General features: G+C 48.2%; 16 protein-coding genes. 7 read left to right on the forward strand and 9 right to left on the reverse strand.

Translation table 11 applies throughout. The features are described 5' to 3' along the window. Positions 1–195: 195 nt before the first annotated feature. The 9 genes from QUB64_RS26885 to QUB64_RS26925 form a co-directional block, all read right to left on the reverse strand. Entirely contained in the window at positions 196–573 is a 378-nt protein-coding gene (locus tag QUB64_RS26885) for a cupin domain-containing protein (protein WP_333276610.1), read from the reverse strand. Between the two features lie 304 nt (positions 574–877). Further along, entirely contained in the window at positions 878–1,147 is a 270-nt protein-coding gene (locus QUB64_RS26890) for a hypothetical protein (protein WP_333276608.1), read from the reverse strand. Positions 1,148–1,338: 191 nt separating this feature from the next. After that, entirely contained in the window at positions 1,339–1,893 is a 555-nt protein-coding gene (gene dps, locus QUB64_RS26895; protein WP_333276605.1) for a DNA starvation/stationary phase protection protein Dps, read from the reverse strand. Beyond that, entirely contained in the window at positions 1,890–2,423 is a 534-nt protein-coding gene (locus QUB64_RS26900; RefSeq protein WP_333276601.1) for a DsbA family protein, read from the reverse strand. The genes dps and QUB64_RS26900 overlap by 4 nt, the downstream gene beginning before the upstream one ends. A gap of 213 nt (positions 2,424–2,636) precedes the next feature. Then, positions 2,637–3,047, reverse strand: coding sequence for a putative toxin-antitoxin system toxin component, PIN family (locus tag QUB64_RS26905; protein WP_333276598.1), 411 nt, complete (start codon positions 3,045–3,047; stop codon positions 2,637–2,639). Next, positions 3,040–3,255 (reverse strand): hypothetical protein, encoded by a 216-nt coding sequence (locus QUB64_RS26910; RefSeq protein ID WP_333276596.1) that lies wholly within the window; start codon positions 3,253–3,255, stop codon positions 3,040–3,042. Before QUB64_RS26910 ends, QUB64_RS26905 begins: the two co-directional genes overlap by 8 nt. Positions 3,256–3,331: 76 nt before the next feature. Further along, complete coding sequence (locus tag QUB64_RS26915; protein WP_333276594.1) at positions 3,332–3,958, reverse strand: response regulator transcription factor; 627 nt, start codon at positions 3,956–3,958, stop codon at positions 3,332–3,334. Then, entirely contained in the window at positions 3,955–6,990 is a 3,036-nt protein-coding gene (locus QUB64_RS26920; RefSeq protein ID WP_333276592.1) for a GAF domain-containing sensor histidine kinase, read from the reverse strand. Before QUB64_RS26920 ends, QUB64_RS26915 begins: the two co-directional genes overlap by 4 nt. Positions 6,991–7,113: 123 nt before the next feature. Next, a complete protein-coding gene (locus QUB64_RS26925; protein ID WP_333276591.1) occupies positions 7,114–8,337 on the reverse strand; it encodes a lipid-A-disaccharide synthase-related protein in 1,224 nt (407 codons plus the stop codon). Positions 8,338–8,447: 110 nt separating this feature from the next. On the opposite strand from QUB64_RS26925, the gene QUB64_RS26930 reads away from it, so the two are divergent. The 7 genes from QUB64_RS26930 (at position 8,448) to cydB (ending at position 16,601) form a co-directional block, all read left to right on the forward strand. After that, positions 8,448–9,611: a GuaB3 family IMP dehydrogenase-related protein gene (locus QUB64_RS26930; protein WP_333276588.1), complete on the forward strand. Its 1,164-nt coding sequence runs from the start codon at positions 8,448–8,450 to the stop codon at positions 9,609–9,611. Positions 9,612–10,195: 584 nt separating this feature from the next. After that, a complete protein-coding gene (gene trxA, locus QUB64_RS26935) occupies positions 10,196–10,519 on the forward strand; it encodes a thioredoxin (protein WP_006631199.1) in 324 nt (107 codons plus the stop codon). A 184-nt stretch (positions 10,520–10,703) separates the two neighbouring features. Next, positions 10,704–11,765, forward strand: coding sequence for an LOG family protein (locus QUB64_RS26940; RefSeq protein WP_333276585.1), 1,062 nt, complete (start codon positions 10,704–10,706; stop codon positions 11,763–11,765). A 307-nt stretch (positions 11,766–12,072) separates the two neighbouring features. Then, positions 12,073–13,278 (forward strand): urease accessory protein UreH domain-containing protein, encoded by a 1,206-nt coding sequence (locus tag QUB64_RS26945; protein ID WP_333276583.1) that lies wholly within the window; start codon positions 12,073–12,075, stop codon positions 13,276–13,278. Positions 13,279–13,372: 94 nt separating this feature from the next. Further along, the gene (locus tag QUB64_RS26950) at positions 13,373–13,846 is read left to right on the forward strand and encodes a hypothetical protein (protein WP_333276580.1); all 474 of its coding nucleotides are present in this window, start codon (positions 13,373–13,375) and stop codon (positions 13,844–13,846) included. Positions 13,847–14,136: 290 nt separating this feature from the next. Further along, positions 14,137–15,579 (forward strand): cytochrome ubiquinol oxidase subunit I, encoded by a 1,443-nt coding sequence (locus QUB64_RS26955; protein WP_333276577.1) that lies wholly within the window; start codon positions 14,137–14,139, stop codon positions 15,577–15,579. 8 nt (positions 15,580–15,587) lie between these two features. Beyond that, on the forward strand, positions 15,588–16,601 hold the full coding sequence (gene cydB, locus QUB64_RS26960) for a cytochrome d ubiquinol oxidase subunit II (RefSeq protein WP_333276574.1): 1,014 nt from the start codon (positions 15,588–15,590) through the stop codon (positions 16,599–16,601). Positions 16,602–16,614 lie beyond the last annotated feature (13 nt).

Below are 16,614 nucleotides of genomic sequence, written 5' to 3' on the forward strand. Positions count from 1 at the left end.
AGCTTAGCAGTTATTGTAGGGTGCGTCAGGCGAGAATATAAGAATGGCCGACTCTGAATTTTTTGCCTGACGCACCCGGAGCTTAGCAGTTATTGTAGGGTGCGTCAGGCGAGAATATAAGAATGGCCGACTCTGAATTTTTTGCCTGACGCACCCTACGGTTAGCTGCAATCAGAGCAGCGTTGCTCAACCAACTCAAAGCGTCCAGGGCGGCGGAGACATCCGTTGATTTTGGTCATCCCAATTCTGAGTTCCAGCAGGCATAGCACAAATTACTTCTAGCTGCTCCTCGCCATGATTCACGAGGTTGTGATAAACATGGGGAGGAACAATCATCGTGTCGCCTGCTTGAAGTTCTACTTCTCGATCCCCGATCGTTCCCTTCATCGTTCCAGCCATGCAGTACACAATCTCTTCGTGATCGTGCACGTGAGTTGGATTGAGTGCGCCCGGTTCGAGTTCTGCATGAAACATCAGAACTTCACTTGCACCTGTGCTAGGGGCTGCAATTTTCGTTACAATGACTCCTGGTACTTCAAATTTATCAGCGTTGTTGCCGCGAACAATTGTCATAATTTATCTCCTTCGATAGATAGTTGTGGCGTACCTTAAATGAGAGCAAAAAGTAACAGGATTTTCCTAATTTATGCAACATTAATCGAGCTGGCGCTTCGCTATAAATCCTAAATTAAATTTAAAATTTACTAGAAAAGCACCTGACAAATTTGCTCAAAAAACTCCCCCAATTATGTGGCAATACGGTTCACTTAAAATTGTCCTTCGTTCGTGAACGAAGCAATCGCAGTTATTGTAGGGTGCGTCAGGCGAGAATATAACGATAGCAGACTCATAATTTTTTGCCTGACGCACCCTACGGTTAGTTATTGTAGGGTGCGTCAGGCGAGAATATAACGATAGCAGACTCATAATTTTTTGCCTGACGCACCCTACGCTTAGCTGCGAGAATTTCAGATTGATTTTTTGAGGTGGTTGGATAAACGGTGACGACGTTAACCAACTCGTTAGCAGTATCTAATGCAACGGAGCTAGCAGCTCGGGCCGCGCTGGGTAGAAGGGTCACAAAGCAGCTCGCTAGGGCGATCGCCACAATCAATACTTTGAATCGTTGAATCAAATTTTGAAACATGAGACTTATTCTCCTAACTATTGATGTTGGCAGAAACCTTTGAGATCGCGTCCGCTCGATTCCCGTAACAAAAACGGTTCGTAGTGCGGACTTTAGTCCGCTCTCCGGATGCGGACTAAAGTCCGCACTACGAACGGATTAATGCAGATGTTTTGAGAATTGAGAGCGATTTATGCTGATTTTTTAGCGATTTATTTGATTGCTCCTACGGTAACAGAATGAGATTTTTTTGACTGTTCTGTTGCACTGGCTGATGGCTGCAAATGAGATTCTAGGAACCACAAACGCTTGTCGATCGCCCGCGAAATTTCGGTGTACAAATCTGCCGTATCGGCATCTCCCAAAACGGAGGTTTGTTCGATGCAAAATCGGATTGATTTGCCATAAATCGCCAAGCGATCGGCTAAAGCGATGATATGATCCGTGCCGTCTGCGATATCAAACGGATACTCTGACAGTTCTGACTGTTGTGCCGAAATTCTGGCGGTTCCGAGGGCGTAGCCTCCCAGTGTGGTAATTCGTTCCGCTACCATATCGGTAAATTCTTCAACTTCGGAGGCAATTTCATCAAACAGCAGATGAAGTTGATAAAAGTCCTTGCCTTTGACGTTCCAATGTGCTTGTTTGACTTGAGTTTTGAGGTCGATGGTGGATGCGAGAGTTTGGTTGAGCAGGCCGATCGCCCGATCGCGAATTGGTGCAGCTAAATCGATGCGAGTTGCATAAAGCGGTTGGTTAGCAGTCATGGATTTACCTCTAATTGTTGTTTGAGCGCGGCTGTCAGAGTTGGGCGATCGCACGCACCGTCATAGCGCAGACGATTGATAAAAAAAGTCGGTGTTTGACATACGCCACTGTGGATACCGCTAGCTAAGTCCTCCCGCACTCGATCGGCATAAATGTGTGCCGCCATGTCGCGCAGAAACTGCATCACATCGAGTCCCAAAGCATCTGCATACTCAGCCAAGTAGCCATTACCAAGGGCGTGCTGGTGGTGGAACAAATAATCGTGCATTTGCCAAAATTTTCCTTGTCTAGCAGCCGCTTCAGCAGCTTCCGCCGCGTGTTGCGCTTGGGGATGCAAGTGATTTCGAGGAAAGTGCCGGAAGACAAAACAAAGTTGTTCTCCAAAATGCTGCTGGAGGTGTTGTACAATGTCGTGGGCTGCTGCACATTTAGGACATTGATAGTCGCCGTATTCCACTAGGGTAATAGGGGCAGAATCTAATCCTTGAATGCGATCGCGACTGCTGACAGGAAGAACTAGGACACTCACGGTGTTCTGTACGAGCGGTATGAAACTAAGTTTCGCCGATGTTCCTACTTTTGCGATCGGAGCAAAGGTTTGTTTTAAGTCAATCTAAAGGTCTAGTGTGGCTCCACCTTGAGATTGAGTAAGCTGCTGCGATCGCTCCGAATCGTTGATTTAACGATTCAATTTTGGTTGTTTTGCTACTCGAAAATGCGTTGGAGCGATCGAGTTCGTGATTTATTGTCTTGCTAGAAAATCTGCGGGTGTGACGATCGCAATGCCTTGAAACGGATGCAGTACAAGCAGGTCTTTATCGCTGCTGAGAATATAATTAGCCTGACCGCTAATCGCAAGTTCGAGGAACTTATCATCTTTGGGATCGCGACAAACGGAAATCGCTTCAGTAATCTCGACAATCTCAACAACTTTCAGTAAATCGGTTAAGAATGCCGTGCGTAACTGGGGCGACAAGTATTTATCGAAGCGATCTCGGCTCAAAACATCTTGTATCTCTGCTACCACAGGCCCAGACATGACGATTTTCCCGTCTGCGGTTGCTTTGTTGAAGGCGAGGCGCGCGATCGAGCCTTTAAACAGTGCTGCACTGACGAGCACGTTAGAATCGAGAACGAATTTTATTTCACTCATCCAAAATAGACTGTAAAATCTCTGGAGTTAACCCATTGGCTTGAGCTTCATCACTCATCCGATCCATTGTGGTTTGCAAACTTGTGAGATTCATGGCACGTTTTAGCCAAAAACTCACTAATGCTTGTATTTTTTGCTGTTCCTCTGGCTGTGCAGATTGAAATGCCCTGGCAAGATCGGCATCGACTTGAATTGAGATCGTCTCCATGATTGCTCCCGATCTGAACTGCTAATAGTATAGCTTCACCATATTGACTGCAAATTGCCCGACGGATGGAACAAGTCTAGAGTTTAGCAATGCCGCGTTTGAGAGCCACGATCGCAGCTTGAGTTCGATCGCCCACACCGAGTTTGCTCAAAATGCTGTTGACATGAGTTTTCACCGTGCTCTCGGCAATTGAGAGAGTAACGCCGATTTCCTGATTGCTTTGGCCTTTTGCCATTTGTTGCAAAACTTCCCGTTCGCGATCGGTCAATTCCGGCATCATAGCGCGTTCGGCCAGCCTCGCACCCACGGCGGGAGAAATGTGATTTTTGCCCGTACCAACCAGGCGAATCGCGCTGAGAATCTCTTGCGTAGAGGCATCTTTGAGCAGGTAAGACTTGGCACCAGCCCGCAGTCCCCGGTAGATGTCTTCATCTCCGTCATAAGTCGTAAGCAAGATAATACAAGCAGCGGGAAATTCGGCGCGAATGGCGGCGATCGCTTCTACGCCGCCCATTTCTGGCATTCGCAAATCCATCAGCGTTACGTCGGGTTGCAGTTGCGAAAAAACTGCGACGGCTTCTCGTCCGTTGCTGGCTTCTCCCACAACAATCATATCGGTTTGGTTGTCCAAAATTAACGCCAAGCCTTCCCGCAAAATCGGGTGGTCGTCGGCAAGTAAGATACGCAGGGGAGTGTTATTCATGGCGAGGCGATCGCAACTGTGACGATCGTTTCAGTTCCTGCTCCTAGTTTGCTACGAATTTGGAGTTGTGCGCCGATCGCCCCAGCCCGATCGCTCATCCCAACTAAACCCAAGCCGCGCCCTCCTGGAAGCTGAGGATTGAACCCGCAGCCATCATCACATATCCGCAGTTGGATGTGCTGTGGAGTGTAGGTGAGTTCGAGATGAATATTTTGAGGTTGAGCGTGGCGAAGCGCGTTGGTGAGCGATTCCTGGGCGATTCGGAGCAGATTCATACTGAGGGTGGCATCCAAACAGTAGGGCGTGCCGTCTACGCTGACGGTGATGCGTGTGGTAGTTCCGGTGGTCATTTGCTCGACTAATCGCGTCAGAGAATCAGCCAAACCACAAGCAGCCCGATCGCTGTGGTAAAGCAGCCAAACAGAGCGCCTCGCTTCTGCTAGCCCTTGTTTGGCTAAATCTCGGGCGCGGGTAATGCAGGTTTGGGTGCGATCGGGTTCGCGATCGAGAAACTCCGTGGCGGCGTTGAGCTGCATGACTACACCTGTGAGGGATTGCGCGAGGGAATCGTGAATGTCTCGCGCCATGCGGTTGCGCTCTTCGAGGATGGCAGCTTGACGGTTTTCTGCGGCAAGGCGCGTCAGTTCGACTGCTAGCGTAACCTGATGTGCCAGCGCCTGAGCCAGCTCAATTTGCTGGATGGTGAACTGGCGATCGCTCGGTAGATAAACTGCCAGTGCGCCAACGGTTCTGTCCCCTAGATTAAGCGGCACATTGAGAAACTGAGTCACACCGCGATCGACATACCAGTTTGAAGCATCCATGCCCATTTGTTGAGCGATCCACTGACCGACAAAATCCTCGTCTGTTCCCATGCCCTGATAAATGGAATAGCTTTGGCGGTGGTGGAAGTCTTCATGGTTAGCCAGTTCGGGTGGAATCGGCATCCCAATTGTGCCGGGATGTCCGGGTTGAGCCTCTGGTGTCAACAGTTGTCCTTGATAGTAAGACAAGCCCACAAAAGCTAAATGGTTGGATTCGGGATGATACCAATACTCTGTCAGCGGTGATTGAAATTGAGTGGCGATCGCCCCCAAGACATGACCCAAAAATCGATCTAAATCTGGCTCTGTTGCTAGCACATCGAGCGACTGTTTTAACGCTTCATTGGCTTTGGTTAATTCTGCGGCGCGGTCTTGGGCGGCTTTTTCTTGTTCGCGGGCGATCGCAGTCTGTTTGGCTTCGTCTGCTAATCGCGTTAACTCTAAAGCTAAAGTTGCTTGATCGGCTAATGCTTTAGACAAAGTGATTTTCTCAGCGGCAATTTCAGCCCGATCCCGGAAACAAAGCCCCATAAAGCCGATCGCGCGATCGCCCAGTCGCAGAGAAACACACATCACAGAAGTATGCCCCATCTGGGAATGCCACGCCAGAGCGTGTTGCCAAGCATCAGGAGCGGGTGGATCGAGTTCGTGCAACAATAAGCCTTGCTGGGAAATGACTTCCCAAGCAGGGGAAATATCTGCTGGAATGGGCGATCGCCACATTTCTAGCCGGGGGTCAGTTTCAATATTCGCGATCGCGCCATCTATGACAATCGCCCTCATCGTCAGGGTATCCGTCGGTCGATCGTACACAAACAGCGCATTCGTGCAGGCTCCGACTTGTTCGGCGGCTTCGAGCAACACATAGCCTAAATAGGCATCCAGAGCGGGATTACTCGCAAGACGAGCGATCGTGCGTTGAAGTGCGTCATTGATTCTAGTTAGTTCTGCGGCGCGATCTTGTTCAATCTGAAGTAATGCCTTCTGGCTGAGTTGACGCCAAATTGCACTACCAATACAATCAGCTATGGTTTTCAAAACAGAAATTTCCGCAGGACTAACTCGAATTGGTGCCTGACAGTAATCAAAACACAATACTCCCCACCACTGCCCGTTAACTCGAATTGGTGTAGAATAAGTTGACTGCGCTTCGACTGCTTTAAACGCACTCCGCAACGGTTCATCCCATTCATCAATCAACCCTCCAAATCCATCGCCCCGATCGAAGTATCGTTCCATAAATTCTTCTATACCTTGGGAACTGATACTGCCTGATTTCAAGTGAGAAATTTGCGCTACTGTACCCGGTCTTACCCACTCATAAATAACGGTGTGATACGCAATTTTTGTCGATGTGGCATTGAGGAAGTTTTCGAGAATATTAATCCGATCGCAACCCGATGCTTCCCCAAGAATTTGCAAAGCCGAATTCACCGCTTCATCGAAATTTTCCAAGGTTAGCGAAGCGTTGACAGCTTTTGCTGTAGCTTCTAAAAGGCGATCGCGATTTTCTAATAAACGGTTTTGCGCTTCCAGTTGGGCGACTCGTTCCTGTTCTGCTTGCAGGATAGTTTTTTGAGTGCGTAGCGCAGCTTGGTGCAGCCTTTCGCGTTGAATTGCACTACCAATACAAGCCGCCGCCGTTTTCAAAATTGCTAGTTCAGACGAACTTCGATGCTTGGCTTCCCGACAGTCATCAAAACCCACCATTCCCCAAAATTGACCTTCTACAAAAATAGGAACAATGTGTAAAGCTTTTACACCGATTGCTGCTTGTCCGCTGCGAAACGGTTCTGGCATTTCTTCCAGCAGATAACTAATACCTTGACCTTGACTCAAACGCTCATACCAGTCTTCAATTCCCTGATCAGTTCCTTGGGCTGCTTCAGGATGAGAAATTTGTGACACGGTATGGGGTGAATTCCACTCATACAATAGCTTCCAGCATGGTAAAGGTTGAGATGGATTGTCAAAATGATCGATGACACTAACCCGATCGCAATCCAAACATTCCCCAATGATTTGCAGGGCAGAATTGACCGCTTCGTCCAAGTTCTCAAGGGTGAGTAAGGCTTTAGCAGCCGTGGCTGTGGCTTCGTTGAGGCGATCGCGAGCTTTTGAACACCGCAGTTGTGCATTCTCCTGCTTTAGTTGAGCCAATTGCGCCAGCAATTGCTGCATCGATTCCGACTGATTTAATGGGTTCATCGGTTTGACGTGCGATGTATTGTCTAGCTTATAATTGACAATAAATTCTTTTTTCTCTCATATTATGATACTTTTTGTGCTAACAAGAATATCGAAAATGACGCACCGTACTAACTAATACCATTAAGGAATCATGGGTGATTGGAGATAGTTGGTCACGTAATTAGCAATGCTCTGGCTTCCACCAGCTTTGCCCATTCTTTCTAACCCATTTTTGATGCAAGCCTTTAAATAATCTTTATTTTGCCAAGTGCGATCGACTGCTAAAGCAGCTTCTTTGATAATCTCATCATTCGCTGGTTCTGTGCCAATAACCTGCACGGAATCACCTAACAGCCGATTTTGAGCCTCGGCAAACCGATAGGTGAATGACGGGCCGTTACCGGGTATTGTAATTACGGGTTTTCCCAAGCCGACAGCTTGTTCGATCGCGCTTCCCGTCATCCCAATTACTAAATTAGATTGCTGCAAAATGTCGGCGAAAGCATCTGAATAGCAAATTACTTCTACTGTGGCTGCTTTTTCGCTACCCTGCTGTTTGATTCCTGGAAAAACTAACTTTCCCTCTCGGTGCAGCCATCCGGCTTGGGCTTCAATATCATCTAATTCCAGCATTAAACTTGGAACTAAGGCTGCCCGAAACTGCACTGGTAAGGTAGAGTTGGCAGCAATTTCTTTGACCAATTCTAGCAGCAAAATCAGGTTTTCGGTGGCTTCGGGGAGGCGTGAACCGGGCAGAAGCGCGATCGTCCGAACTCCAGCCTTTAACTCCAAATCTTTGCCCGTAGCATTGAGGTTGTCCATCACAGGATTGCCGACAAATATGGCTTTCTCAAAACCCTGTTGCTTTAAGTCCGCCGCAGTCAAACCGTCCCTGGTGAAAATAGCCAGACATTGCTCGGACAAAAGCAAATAATTCAAGAGGAAACCTAAATAGACTTGCCCTTCGTAATAACTAGAATGAGCTGACAGAAAAATTATATACGGGCGACCTGTGGCATGGGCGAAACCCGCCGCGACAATATCCCCAGTCGCCACCACTAAATCGCAGCGCTGCGAATGCATCCAAGCAGCCTGCAATTGCTGGAAAGTTAAACGAACTAGCCCCGCCCTCACATCTTTGAGGAAAAACAGGGGATTCATGTAAAAAACTCCCCCAGATGGCATGATACTGGTGGGCCCGATAATTGGTACGCGCGATCGCCTGTAAGCAGCCCCGTCACCTACAATCGGCATCGCCGCCAGATCGACATCCGCTCCAGATGCTCTCAAAGCATGGAGAATTTGACAGTTAATCGCGTCTTCCCCGTGGCCGTTGCTGAGAAAAAGTATTCCCTTCGATATCATAAAATCAGACTTAGTGCTGAACTTTTTTTAACACTGCCGTGCGATCGCTACCCGCAGGTCGGCGAACTTTTTGTTAGTCTAATTTAAATACATTGTGGAAGTGAAACAGCGTGAATATTGAAATTGGGCGGGGCAAAAGTGCTCGCCGAGCTTACGGCATAGATGAAATCGCGCTCGTACCAGGACAGCGCACCCTCGATCCGAGTTTGGCAGATACCAAGTGGCAGATTGGTGGGATCGATCGAGAAATCCCGATCATCGCCAGCGCCATGGACGGAGTAGTAGATGTGCGCATGGCCATTTTGCTGTCGGAATTGGGAGCAATGGGCGTACTCAACCTCGAAGGAATTCAAACCCGCTATGCCGACCCCCAGCCAATATTAGAGCGCATCGCTTCTGTTGGGAACCACGAATTTGTGTCCCTGATGCAGCAACTCTATGCCGAACCCATCAAGCCAGAATTAATCGATCTCAGAATTAAAGAAATTAAAGCCGGAGGAGGGATTGCGGCCGTCAGCGGTACCCCGGCCGGTGCGAGCAAATACGGCTTAAAAGTTGCTGAATCGGGAGCCGATATATTTTTTGTGCAAGCAACTGTAGTCTCTACTGCTTTTCTTTCCCCGGAGTCGATCGCCTCTTTAGATTTGACCCAATTCTGTGCAGAGATGCCGATACCAGTAATTTTGGGCAACTGCGTCACCTACGAAGTCGCCATGAATTTAATGAAAACTGGCGCCGCAGGCATTCTCGTGGGCATCGGGCCGGGGGCTGCTTGCACATCTAGGGGGGTATTGGGTGTCGGCGTTCCCCAAGCGACAGCGGTAGCAGACTGCGCCGCTGCGCGGGACGACTACTATCGCGAAACAGGCAAATACGTGTCGGTGATTGCTGACGGCGGTTTAATTACCGGTGGCGATATTTGCAAGTGCATTGCTTGCGGCGCCGATGGAGTGATGATTGGTTCGCCCTTTGCTAGGGCTGCGGAAGCGCCGGGCCGGGGCTTTCACTGGGGAATGGCGACTCCCAGCCCGGTTTTGCCGCGCGGCACTCGGATTCGTGTGGGGACTACGGGAACTGTGGAGCAAATTTTGCGGGGCCCAGCACTGCTCGATGACGGCACGCACAACTTGCTCGGAGCTCTGAAAACTAGCATGGGCACCCTGGGCGCTAAGGATATTAAGGAGATGCAGCAAGTAGAAGTGGTGATTGCTCCTTCTCTGCTGACTGAGGGTAAAGTCTATCAAAAAGCTCAGCAGTTGGGTATGGGTAAGTAGATTTATCGATTGAATACCATCGTACCTTGACAAAATTTGTGCGATCGTCTCGAAATTTACAGAATGTTGTGGAATTATCGAGAAGGAGGTGTCACAATATAAGAAGCGGAGACGCATGTTTCCGTTCACTCCTCACACCACACTCCGCCCGGACTACTGTTCGGGCGGTTCCTTTTTGACCGCCAGCGCTCCTCTTTACTGACTAGGTACGGGGTTAAGGCTGTTTGATCCGGATTGTCGCCCAGAGTGGGATAGAGGGAGAGTGGGGAGTGGGGGAGAGGGAGAGTGGGGAAGTGACAGAGAATTTTTAGGGCTGCCGAATGCCGAATTCTAACTTCCATTTCTCGAATTCCTTCAGAAGCCTTCTCTTCAAGTCGTCGCTCCTACCCAAAAAGGGATACCAGCCCCCGGCGCTCCTGAGTGGAGAACTCAAAATTTTAGATCGAAGTTCACGCTCCCAGATTCATCAAGGCGAGTAAATCTCAAATCTCAAAATGGAAAATCGTAAAATCGACTGACGCAAGTGGTTACACTTTTTGCTAAACTTGTTATCCGAGAAATAGTATTTACAAGGATGGCTAGGGATGTCAGCAGCCGCGCAAGTAACCGACTCTACCTTTAAGCAGGAAGTGCTCGATAGCGAAGTTCCAGTTCTAGTGGATTTTTGGGCTCCCTGGTGCGGGCCCTGTCGGATGGTGGCGCCCGTCGTAGACGAAATTGCCCAGCAATATGAAGGGCAGGTGAAGGTAGTAAAAGTTAATACCGACGAGAATCCTAACGTGGCCAGCCAATACGGTATCCGCAGCATTCCGACGCTGATGATATTTAAGGGCGGTCAGCGGGTTGATATGGTGGTTGGGGCTGTTCCGAAAACTACTCTGGCCAACACTCTGGAAAAGTACATTTAACCCAACTGCTAGGGGTTTGGCGCTGTTTTTTTGCAGCGAGAGCTAACTCTCTTGAGAACCGGGGCAAAGCTACTGGAAAAGTGATTAGTTGCTAGCAGCGCAATTTGCTGGTGGCTATTGGCTTCTAAATTTGGCTTGCCCTTTCATTTTTAGTAGACAAATTGTTACCGTTTCGGAAAAATTAATGATTCCTTCTGGTCAAGGTTTTGAGTCGCTCCAAGCTGATGTGCTCGATTTGATCGATCGCCTGCCAATGTTAAAGCACTCAGAGTGGATCGAACGATCGCTCTCTACTATAGTGCAAATGGCCGGAGAGGATCTCGATCGCCTAGACTGGAAGATTATGGCGACATCTCTGCGAGACATGGAAAAGGCTTTCTCCATGTTTTATCCTTACCGCCACGTTCGCAAAATTGTGATTTTTGGTTCGGCGAGAGTGTCGCCGGCATCGGCGGAATATTTGATGGCCAGAGACTTTGGGCGGGCGATCGCCCAGCAGGGATTTATGGTGATTACTGGCGGCGGCGGCGGAATCATGCAAGCGGGGAACGAGGGGGCGACTGCGGAACGTTCTTTTGGGCTGAACATTCAGTTACCTTTCGAGGAGACTTCTAATCCCTTCATTGCGGGCGATTCCAAATTGCTCAAGTTTAAATATTTTTTCACCCGCAAGTTATTCTTTCTGCGGGAAAGCGATGCTTTGGCTTTGTTTCCGGGCGGTTTCGGCACTCTGGACGAGGCTTTTGAGTGTCTGACTTTGACTCAAACGGGCAAGTTCGGGCCGGCTCCTTTGGTTTTGATCGATCGACCCGGAGGAGATTATTGGCACGATTGGAATACTTTTGTGCAAAAACAATTGCGGGGCAGAGGTTTAATTTCTGCTAACGATCGCAGCCTGTACACGATTACTGACGATGTAAATGTCGCTTGTGAGGCGATCGCGAGTTTTTATCTGGTTTATCACTCCTGTCGCTACGTGGGGGGAAAACTGGTAATTCGCTTGAAGTCTCAACTTTCTGATGAGAATGTCGATCGATTAAATACTGATTTTAGCGATATTGTTGTTACGGGAAAAATTGAAAAAACTCAAGCTTTGCCCGCCGAAGCTGGAGATGAAACTTTCGATTTGCCGCGCCTAGTTTTGCATTTCAACCAGCGGGATTCGGGGCGGCTTTATCAGCTAATTGCTGCTATTAATGAAATGGGTGCAGCTTCGCCGGCGGCGGCGCATCCAGAACAAAAGTAGTTATAGCAGTTGACAGTTGACCGCTTGACAGTTGACAGTAGTCCTGCCGTCGGGCCGTCAGCAGTCGGGCCGTCAGCAGTCGGGCCGTCATTCGTAATTTGAACCAACTGTCAACTGTCATTAGGGATGGGTTTCACGAGAAATATTTGTAACTAACTCAGGGGATACATAAACCCGCCCCTGCGATCGAGATAAATTTGACAGGCTGTCTTTTGACAAAAGCAATAGCCGAGATTTATCATATCCAGCAATCATCGATCGGCAGTAAAAAAACTAATGACTGATGACTGCTAACTACTGACTCAAAATGCTAGACATCCTGCTAATTGCAACTTTAGGATTTCTCGGCAGTTTCGGACACTGCGCCGGAATGTGCGGCCCGCTGACAGTGGCATTTTCCCTGTCAAGTACCGACAAAGATAAATTAGCTTCCTTCCGCTTTCATCTGCTATTAAATGTGGGAAGAATTGCGGCTTATGCCTTAGTTGGTGCGGCCATTGGCGGCTTGGGTTCGGTATTAATTGCTGGCGGACAAATGGCAGGTACTGGTAGCGAATGGCGGCGCGCGATCGCACTTATTACCGGTACAATGCTGGTGTGGTTTGGATTGGTACAAATTAAACCAGATTTGCTGCCGCGTTTGCCATTGCTCAATCCAGTGAAGCACGATCGCATCAGCAATGCAATGACAAAAATTGCAACTCAAAAAAGTTGGTGGATACCATCCGCTTTGGGTTTGCTTTGGGGTTTCATTCCCTGCGGTTTCCTGTATGCAGCGCAAATCAAAGCGGCGGAAACCGGAAACCCAATTTTGGGTGCGGCAACGATGTTTGCATTTGGAATGGGCACGCTGCCAACTATGCTGGGAGTGGGGTTTGTTGCGGGTAGATTCAGCGCCGACAAACGCAGTCAACTGTTTCGTGCGGGTGGTTGGGTGACAATTGCGATCGGCATGATTACTCTGCTGCGCACCGATGCCATGGTCGATCAGACAGGCCACGCAGCGCTAATATGCTTGATGCTAGCATTGATTGCGCGTCCGCTCAGCAAGTTTTTGCCGCCACTGTTGCGCTACCGTCGGGCTTTAGGTGTGGGAGGATTTGCGATCGCCCTTGCCCACACATTTCATATGCTAGATCATACGCTGCAATGGAATTTTGACGCCCTATCTTTTATGTTGCCACAGCATCAATTGGCGATGATAGCTGGGATGGCGGCGCTACTGTTGATGATACCCGCGGCGGTGACAAGTTGCGATCGAATTCAAAATTATTTAGGGAAGCGGTGGCGGCAAATTCACCTGTTAACCGTACCCGCTTTTTTGCTGTGCGCCCTTCACGCAGCCCTCATCGGTTCCCACTATCTCGGCGGTTTTGAATGGAAATTGCACGATCGACTGCTGACAGCCGTGTTAGCGCTGGTTGCGGTATTAGTTATGTTAGTGCGATCGCGCTTAATTTGGTCGCTTTTATCACTGGATAATTTGTATGTTCCGCCTGTCAAACAAAAGTAAAAATTTGGGATTGTTAGAACAATTTTGTGAAGCCCCAAGATCTCGTAGGGGTGAAGCATTCGGGCGACAATCTCTAATTCCCCTCCCAAATTTTATGTCCGAATGCTTCGCCCTCACCAAAGTTTGCAAACACGCCATATTTTGTTTAGTATTGCTAGTACAGACATTCCCACCCCTACCGCAGTTAAACTCAACTTCTGTTTTAGCCCACGAAGTCGAAATATCGGGAGATGTCGCCGCTACCTTTCACCTCGAACCAAACCACAATCCCCGCGCCGGAGAAACCGCAAAAGTGTGGTTTGCCCTGACTCGCAGGGGCGGTCAAATTATCCCGTTAGAGCAGTGCAACTGCCAGCTAGCCGTTTATCCAAAAAATCACAAACAGGGGGATAAACCGCTGATGCAACCGCCTTTAAAAGCCGTATCTGCCGAGCGCTACCAAGGCATTCCCGGAGCAGAAATTGTATTTCCCAAGGCGGGGATTTACGAATTAGAACTCAGCGGCCAACCCAAAACCGAACCCAACTTTAAACCCTTTAAACTCAGTTATACAGTCACCGTTCGCTAATATCATATCCCCTTCAACAAACATAAATATTGTAGGGGCGGGTTCACCGAAATAACCGCCCCTAACAAACAATCTCGTAAACCCGCCCACCCAACCATAAATTCAAATGTACCGATTTCCCAATAAAAACAACCGCTAAATGTATTAAAAAATACAAATCAAATCTGTATAAAACCTTAAAAATTGCCCGCCATACAAAATGTCACGAATTTTTACATTACATTGTAGTTAATGTCAATTCTAGAAATTGTGCAAACTAATCTCTGTTGAACTGACCAAAGGACACAAACATGGATATCTTATCTAACACCGTGGCGCTATCGCGGATGCAATTTGCGCTAACCGCCATATTCCATATGCTGTGGCCAGTTCTCACTACAGGAATGGGAATTTATCTAGTAATAGTTGAGGGAATGTGGCTGAAAACTCGCAACCCAGACTATTACCGCCACGCTCGTTTTTGGTCTCAACTTTATGTCCTAAACTTCGGGATTGGGGTAGCTTCCGGGATTCCGATGGAGTTTCAATTCGGCACAAACTGGGCGCCATTTTCCGAAGCAGTTGGTGACTTTTTTGGCAGCATTTTAGGATTTGAAGCTTCCATGGCATTTATGCTAGAAGCAGGCTTTTTAGGAATTATGCTGTTTGGTTGGGAGCGCGTTCACCCGATCGTCCATTATTTCGCTACAATCATGGTAGCCTTCGGCGCAAACCTATCCACCGTCTGGATTTTAGTCGCTAACTCCTGGCTGCAAACTCCCGCCGGCGGAGAAATGGTTGACGGCAAGTTTGTAGTCAGCGATTACTTTCAAGCAATTCTCAACCCGTTTGCATTAAACAGCGTTCTGCATATGTTTTTTGCGACGCTAGAAACTTCGCTATTTGTGATTGGAGGAATTAGCGCTTGGTACATCCTCAACAAACGCCAAGAAGCTTTTTTTTCCAAGTCTTTAAAGATAGCCATCGCCACGGCGATCGCAGTTGCACCTTTGCAAATATTCATCGGACATTTGAGCGCCGAACAAGTCTATCACTATCAGCCCACCAAATTAGCAGCGATCGAAGCTAAATGGGAAACTTCCGCAGCCGGAGAATCTGCCGATTGGACTTTGCTAGCTTTGCCTAACGAAAAAGCCCAAAAAAATGACTGGGAAATTAAAATTCCTAACGGCTTGGGATACGTTCTCGAATTCAAACAAAAACTCTCCGAACCAGTCCTGGGATTGAAGGAATGGAAGCCAGAAGATAGACCCAAAATGGTGGGTTTAATCTACTATTGTTTCAGGATAATGTCGGGGATTGGATTCTTTTTTGTCGGATTGATGTTATTCAGTACAATTCAGTGGCTGCGCGGCAAACTTTCTGCGGAAAATATCAGCAGCCAACCTTGGTTGATGCGCGCTTGGGTATTAGCAGCGCCGCTGGGATATATTGCTGTAGAATCGGGTTGGATCGTGCGCTGTGTCGGCAGACAGCCCTGGGCTTTGTACGGGCAAATTCGCACTGCTGATGCGGTGTCAAACATCCCCGCTACCAATGTTTTAACTTCTCTCACTTTCTTTGCAGTTATTTACAGCTTTTTGTTTGTTTGCGCCTTGTATTTTGGCAGCCGCATTATTCGCAAAGGCCCGAATTTGAATCTGCCCATACCTGGTTTGGACAATCAACCTGCGATCGAAACTGAACCCGCAGAGCACATTCCCGATCGCCGTCCCGTAGAAGCACAACAATAGGAGATTTTATGCAAGCTTTGGAGCATTTTCTCCCGCAAGTCTGGTTCGTGATTTTGGGTTTGTTTCTATTGCTTTACGTCATGCTAGATGGCTTTGACTTAGGCGTGGGAATTTTATCTCTGACTGCTGATGATGACGAGCGCAGAGGCATTTTAATGACCAGTTTGGGTAACGTTTGGGATGCGAACGAAACTTGGCTGGTGTTGATGGGAGGCGCTTTATTTGGCGCATTTCCCCTGGCTTACGGCACGATTTTAACTGCCTTGTACATCCCGATTTGCATGATGCTTTTCGGTTTGATATTTCGGGCTGTAGCTTTTGAGTTTCGCGAGCATTCTAACCGCAAGTTATTTTGGAATTATGCTTTTGGTGCGGGTAGTTTTTTAGCTGCTTTGGCTCAAGGATTTGCCCTCGGGGCGGTGCTCGAAGGCATTGCGGTGGATGAAGCAGGTCATTTTGTGGGGACTACTTGGGATTGGCTGGATTGGCGATCGATCTTGGTGGCTTTGACGTTAGTTCAAGGTTATGTTTTGATCGGTTCCACCTATCTGATTATGAAAACCGACGGGGAACTGCAAACACATCACTATCGCACGGCTAAAATTGCGGCGGTGACGACGTTAATCGGAGCGATTTTGATTACCGTCGCCACTCCGGTTTTTTACGAAAGTACCAGAGCCAGATTGTTCGACAAACCGCTGGTTTATGTTTTTGCGGCAATTCCGGTGCTGGGATTGCTGCTGGTTGGACTATTGCTTAAAAGCCTGAATAGCAAACAAGAACGAACCCCGTTTGTCTGGACGATTTTTATTTTTTTGCTGAGTTTTATCGGTTTGGGATTGATTGTTTTTCCCTACATTATTCCCACGCAAATCACGATTTACCAAGCGGCGGCGGCGCCCAGCGCCCTGGTATTTATGATTGTGTTCATCGGCTTTCTGATCCCGATCATGATTTTCTACAACATCTACAATTATGTTGTGTTTCGGGGTAAAGTTGCTGGTGGGCACTACGGGGAATAAAGCAGAATAAAAC

It is taken from the genome of Microcoleus sp. Aus8_D2, from assembly GCF_036702665.1.
Taxonomy (GTDB): Bacteria; Cyanobacteriota; Cyanobacteriia; order Cyanobacteriales; family Microcoleaceae; genus Microcoleus.